The sequence below is a fragment of the Acidobacteriota bacterium genome (assembly GCA_019347945.1).
Lineage (GTDB): Bacteria > Acidobacteriota > Thermoanaerobaculia > Gp7-AA8 > JAHWKK01 > JAHWKK01.
On the sequence record JAHWKK010000049.1, the window covers coordinates 1 to 6028 of the forward strand.

Consider the following 6028-nt stretch of genomic DNA (forward strand, 5'->3'; position numbering starts at 1 on the left):
ACTGTCCTTTACGGCCACGCTTCGCGCCTTTTTATATATTTTTTACTGCCCTGGGGGGCCGTTGGTTTTGTATTTTCATACTTATGAACCTCCCTATATTTTGTTGGAGTCCCACCCCCCTGCTCCGTTTGTCTTGCTTTGAGAGTCCCACGCCGCGAGGTCCCTCGCTTGCCCGCCCCGACCGCCCGCTCGGGATGACGTCGGTTTGAGTATGGGGTGCGGAGTTTTGCGGGCTCCGGTTTTCATTCCCGATTCATCGGCGCAACGCGCCGGTCAATTGCTCAGGATGATGAGGCGATGGTTTCGCGAGAGGAAACATTCGTCCGTGATCGTCGCTTCGCGCAACATTCGTCATTCTGAGCCCGGCGGAGCGCGGGCGGAGAATCTGGGGGAGGGATCGTGAGTCACCGTGGCCGCTCACTGTCACTCTCTTTCACGAGCCTGCCGTCCGGATCCTTCGCCGTCCTGCGGCGACTCAGCATGACGAGGGGAAATGCTCACTTCTTTTCTTCCGGTGGTTTTCTCCGCCGCGGGCGCTTGCGGAAGGGAGCGTCCGGAACATCGGGATCCGCGGCGGACTCGATCGACTCCGCGATCGGTTTCGGCACCCGGCTCTCCCCGGAGTATCGGTTCTCCATCTCGACGCCGCCTGTAAATGACCATTCATGCTCCGGGCGGTACACTCCAGCATCTGAAAAGCGCGAACCGACGACGAAACGGATCACACCACGCCGGTAGTCATAGGCGCGCCCATTCCGGGAGTGTGCCGCGGCGTCGATCCGGTAACGCCCGGCGACGAGCGACAGCGAGGGCATCGTGAACCGGATTTGTCCGCGACCGGCGACGCGCGTCGAGAGCCACCCTTCGATCTCGGAGTTCGTGCCGTAGACGCAGGTTCCGTCGACGTGGAAGATCCCGATCCCGAAGACGCAGTCCTCGATGGCCTCGCGTGCCTCGATGTCGATCTCGATGGTGACGGGGGTCGGTCCTCCGAGGGCGACGAGCTGGCGGCCACGATCATCGACGAGCGAGACGCGGCGAAGGACAACCTCACCCGAACCCCATCGTTCCTCCTCGGTCAGCTCCTCGCTCGGTTCCTCTTCCTTCTCCTTCTCCTCGGAATCGGCGGGCTCGCCACCGGCGACGTGCTGGAGATAGTCGTCGACGACCCGGATCGGATCGCCGATTCGCGCGACGCGGCCGTGCTCGAGCCAGATCGCGCGATCGCAGAGCTTGCGGACGAGATCGAGCTGGTGGGTGACGAAGAGCATGGTGACGCCCTGACGGTGCATCTCCTGGAGCCGGGCGACGCACTTCTGGGAGAAATCTTCGTCGCCGACCGAGAGAACCTCGTCGACGAGCAGAATGTCGGGATCGACGTGAATTGCGACGGAGAAGCCGAGCCGGACGTACATGCCGGACGAATAGGTTCGAACCGGCTGGTCCAGGTACTCTCCGATTCCGGCGAACTCGACGATACGGTCGAACCGGTCGTCGATCTCCTTTCTCGAAAGACCGAGCATGATGCCGTTGATGTAGACATTCTCGCGGCCGCTGATCTCGGGATGGAACCCGGCGCCGAGCTCGATCAATGCGGAGACGCGGCCATCGACGACGATCTCGCCACGCGTCGGTTTGATGATCCCGGAGATCAGTTTCAGAAGGGTCGATTTTCCGGAGCCGTTCGGGCCGATGACGCCGAATGCCTCGCCCCGCTCGACGGAGAAATCGACGTCGGTGAGTGCGGCTCTCGACGTGGATGGCGTGAGCGACAGCTCACGGCCCAGAAGGGCGCTCTTGAGGGTGGCGAGCTGTGAGCGACGACCGTAGAGTCGATAGCGCTTCGAGACGTCGCGGACGTCGATGGCGGGTGACGAGCTCACACGGCCTCCGCGAGCGTGTCTCTCAGCCGGTCGAAGACGATCAATCCGATCGTGATCGAAGCGAGCGCGTAGAAGACCATCAGGACCCAGTCGGATGTCGGGGGGAATCTCGAGAAAAAGAAGATGTCCTGGAAAGCGAGGACGAACGGCGTCACCGGGTTGATTCGAAGGATCCTCGCAATGATGGGGGTGATGAATTCGGCCTCCAGCGAGTAGAGAATCGGCGTGAGGAAGAAACCGAGGTTGAGAAGGTTCGCGACGATGTCGCGCAGATCCCGAAACAGGACGGCGATGGCCGAGCAGGCCAGGCTGACACCGGCGACGAAAATCGCGAGCAGAAGGATGATCAGCGGAAGCGCGGTGAGGGAAACGCCGATGGGGGTTCCGACGGTCAGGCGCGCGATCACGAGCGCACCGAAGAGAATCGGAAGCGCGAGAATCAGATGAACGAGGTGTGCAGTGATGACCACGAGCGGAAGAATCTCACCCGGAAATGTGACCTTCTTGATGAGCGCGCTGTTTGCGCTGATCGCCGTGGTCGACTCGAGCACCGCTCCGCTGAAATACGTCCACGGAAGAATGCCCGCGAAGAGGAACAAAGCGTAAGGGTGGATGTCGAAGCGGCGAAAGAACGTCGTGAAGACGAATGTGTAGACCGCGAGCATGAGCAGCGGATTGGCGAGCGACCAGAAGTAACCGAGAATCGATCCGCGGTATCGCGCCTTCAGGTCACGGGAAGTCAGAGCCACGAGAAGGGCGCGGGCCCTGAAAATCTGCATGACCGGCGGAGTATGGCGGCGCCGGATGCGCGTCCCCCCCTCCTGCTTCTGCGCAGCGGGGCTCGAATCCGGCTGCGGCTTGCTCATCAGTCGACGCTTGTGACGATCAGCATGAGGGTGGTCGCTCCCACGCGAAATTCGGACTGGTTGTAGATCTCGACCTCTCCTTCGATCTTCTGCCCTTCGATCCACGTGCCGTTGCGAGAGTCGAGGTCGCGGAGAAAGTAGTGGCCGTCGCGGACCGAGAGCTCGGCATGCTGGCGCGACGACTCCTGGTCGGGAAGGACGATGTCGGCGTCGGCTCGCCCGATCGTCACGACCGGCCGTTCGATCCGGAAGACCTGCGCAGCCCCCGGACCCTCGGTGATCGCCAGCGAAAGCCGGACGTTGTCCGGCATTTTCGGATCGCTCATCGCGACGCGGGCGTTGGTTTCTTCGGTCGTGCTCGCCGCCTCCCGGCGGCCTCTCCGGACGAAAGTTTCGTCATGCGTGTCGGCGGCGGGGGATGGGGCGGAGCTGCCAGTCAGCTTCGGGTTGTGGATCTCGAAGACCTCCTTGCACTTGGCGCATCGAATCTTCTTCGAAGGCTGGTCTCCGAACTTACTCTCGTCGTAGTTGTATCTTGTGGCGCAGTGCGCACACTCGATGATCACAGGGCCCCCATCCGCAAGGCGTACGGATCGCGACGATAGCAAAGGACCCGCGAGCCCGGCAAGCGGGGAGGCAGGAGACAGGGTCAGGAGACAGGATTCAGGATACAGGATTCAGGAGACAGGATTCAGAAGACAGGATTCAGGATCCAGGAGCCAGGAGCCAGGGAGAAGAAGCAGGATACAGGAGACAGGATTCCAGAGCCGGTTGCCGGTTGCCGGAGTTGAAGAGTGAAGAGTGAAGAGTGAAAGAAGGGACGCCGCGAACGTACCTCTCCTTACTCTCTCACCCTTTATTCACGAGTCTGCCGCCGGTCCTTCGTCGTTTCGCTATCCTGAAACCTGTCTCCTGAATCCTGAATCCTGATCCTGGCTCCTAATCCCTGCGTTTCGGTGGCTCCATGTTGTAGAAGAAGCTGACCGTGACCCTTTCGGTGGCTCCCGGAAAATCCCCGGGGAGTGGAGGCAAAGCCGAGGAGAGCTCGATCGCCTTACGGGCGGCGAAATCGTAGGGGGGTGACCCGCTGGGCCGGAGCATCTCGATATTTGTGATCTCGCCGTCGCGCTGAATGGTGAATCGGTAGACGACGTTGCCCTGGATTCCGAGGCGGATCAGATCGGGCATGTTCCGATACCAGTAGTGGCGGATCCGCCGGATCATCTCCACCGAATAATCACCCCATGGGTACCACTGCGTCTCGAACGAGACCGGACCGCTGACGGCAAAGCCCTCGTCTCCGCCGAATGCGCCCGGGGATCCGGCGCCCACATCGCCGGGAGGCGTAACGGCCTGAATCGCGCGATTCCAGTCGACCAGCGGTGCCGTGGTCGAGGGTTGCGACACCGATTCCGGCTGAGCCTCTTCCCGCTCGGGCGGGCCGGGCATTGATCCGGGAAGGCCAGGTGGGGCGAGCCCCGCTCCCGGTCCGGGATTGTTCGAAGGCTCGGCACCCTGTGGATCGGGGGTGCTCGCGATGCGGTTGGCGTCGGACAGCGGCGCCGTCGAATCCGGCTGTTCGCGAACCTCCGGTCCGGGCGCATCCGTGACGGGAAGCGACTCGGTCTGGCTGGGCGAAACCGGTGTGGCCTGTCTGACCAGATCGACGTACTCGATCGTCTGCTGATCCTCGGGGGATGACTGAGCGCGGAACGCGATCAGAAGGATGACGATCGCTGCGTGGACGAGCAGCGAGATCAGGACCCCCGATGGCGGAGAGCCCCGTTCTTCGATCAGTCCCAGTCGTTCGGCTGCCACCTCGCCCGCTACAACGTCGGTACGAGGTGTTTCTTCCCCACCGCGAGAGTCGCCACAGTTGTTGACTGATATGCTACCCGGCGCTTCCGGAGGAGCGTTTGATGACGGACAAAACCGCAAGCGACCACGAAACCCAGATGACCGAGTTCGATCGCGCGGCCGGTCTGCTGGGTCTGGATCCGGAGATGCAGACGATTCTCCGCACGCCGTTTCGCGAGGTTCAGGTTTCGCTGCCGCTCCGCCGCGACGACGGGAGCCTGTCGGTTTTCATCGGCTATCGCGTGCAGCACAACGGATCCCGCGGACCGACCAAAGGTGGAATCCGATATCACCCCGAGGTCGATCTGCTCGAGGTTCGGGCGCTGGCGGCGCTGATGACGTGGAAGACGGCGCTGATGAACATCCCTTACGGAGGCGCGAAAGGGGGAGTCAACGTCAAGGCGTGGGAGTTGAGCGAGGATGAGCTCGAGCGCCTGACCAGGACCTTCACCACCCGCATCGCTCTCCTTCTCGGAGTCAACCGGGACATCCCGGCGCCCGACATGTACACGAACTCGCAGACGATGGCCTGGATGATGGACGAGTACGGCCGGAAATTCGGATACACCCCCGGAATCGTGACCGGAAAGCCGGTGGGGCTCGGAGGATCGCTCGGACGAGAAGCGGCGACGGGTCGGGGAACGGTGATCATCACCGGGCTGGTCTCGGAAGAGTTCGGCCTCGATCTGAAGGGGTCGAACGTCGTGATTCAGGGCTTTGGAAACGTCGGGTCGTGGGCGGCGCGGCTCTTCTGCGAGGCAGGAGCGCGGGTCACCGCGGTGAGCGACGTTCATGGCGGGATCCACGACCCGTCGGGGCTCGACATCGACGCGGTCGTGAAATTCGTGAAGGAGAAGAAAAGCCTCGAGGGCTTTCCGGGCGCGAAGCCGCTGAGCAATGATGAGATCCTGACGATGGAATGCGATTTCCTCGTCCCGGCGGCGATCGGTGGAGTCATCAATGAAAAGAACGCCGACGCGATTCGTGCGAAGTTCGTGATCGAGGCCGCGAACGCCCCGACGACCCCGGAGGCATCGCATCGCCTCGAGGAGAGGGGCATCCGAGTCGTTCCCGACATTCTCGTCAATGCCGGCGGTGTGACCGTTTCCTACTTCGAGTGGGTTCAGAATCTCCAGCAGTTCTACTGGTCGGAACAGCGCGTCGAGGACGAGCTCTCCAGGATCATGAAGAACGCATATACGGAAGTGGCGCATCTTCGAGCCGAGCGGGGCGTCACCTTCAGGGACGCTTCGTTCATGCTCGCGATCGACCGGGTGGCGCGCGCCGAGCGGCTGCGAGGCTCGTGATCTATGGGGAGACGGGGTCGGGTCGTATGGGGAGACGGGGTCGGGTCTGAACTTGGAACTTAACTCGAGCAAGCTCTAGAGCTTTGCGAATTCAATCAAGTTAAGTTCCAAGTTC

The 6028-nt window shown here is 62.0% G+C and carries 5 protein-coding genes; 1 reads left to right on the top strand and 4 read right to left on the bottom strand.

Annotated elements, in window-relative coordinates; genetic code table 11:
- Positions 1-497: 497 nt before the first annotated feature.
- The 4 genes from KY459_16610 to KY459_16625 all read right to left on the bottom strand — a co-directional run bounded on the left by KY459_16610 (position 498) and on the right by KY459_16625 (position 4567).
- On the bottom strand, positions 498-1883 hold the full coding sequence (locus tag KY459_16610) for an ABC transporter ATP-binding protein (GenBank protein ID MBW3566329.1): 1386 nt from the start codon (positions 1881-1883) through the stop codon (positions 498-500).
- Positions 1880-2749 carry an ABC transporter permease gene (locus KY459_16615; GenBank protein MBW3566330.1) on the bottom strand — a complete coding sequence of 290 codons (870 nt, stop codon included), beginning with the start codon at positions 2747-2749 and terminating at the stop codon, positions 1880-1882. Before KY459_16615 ends, KY459_16610 begins: the two co-directional genes overlap by 4 nt.
- Complete coding sequence (locus tag KY459_16620) at positions 2749-3315, bottom strand: zinc-ribbon domain-containing protein (protein MBW3566331.1); 567 nt, start codon at positions 3313-3315, stop codon at positions 2749-2751. Before KY459_16620 ends, KY459_16615 begins: the two co-directional genes overlap by 1 nt.
- A 373-nt stretch (positions 3316-3688) precedes the next feature.
- Positions 3689-4567 (bottom strand): TonB family protein, encoded by an 879-nt coding sequence (locus tag KY459_16625; GenBank protein ID MBW3566332.1) that lies wholly within the window; start codon positions 4565-4567, stop codon positions 3689-3691.
- 101 nt (positions 4568-4668) lie between these two features.
- Between KY459_16625 and KY459_16630 the strand changes: the two genes are divergently transcribed.
- Entirely contained in the window at positions 4669-5913 is a 1245-nt protein-coding gene (locus KY459_16630; GenBank protein ID MBW3566333.1) for a glutamate dehydrogenase, read from the top strand.
- Positions 5914-6028 lie beyond the last annotated feature (115 nt).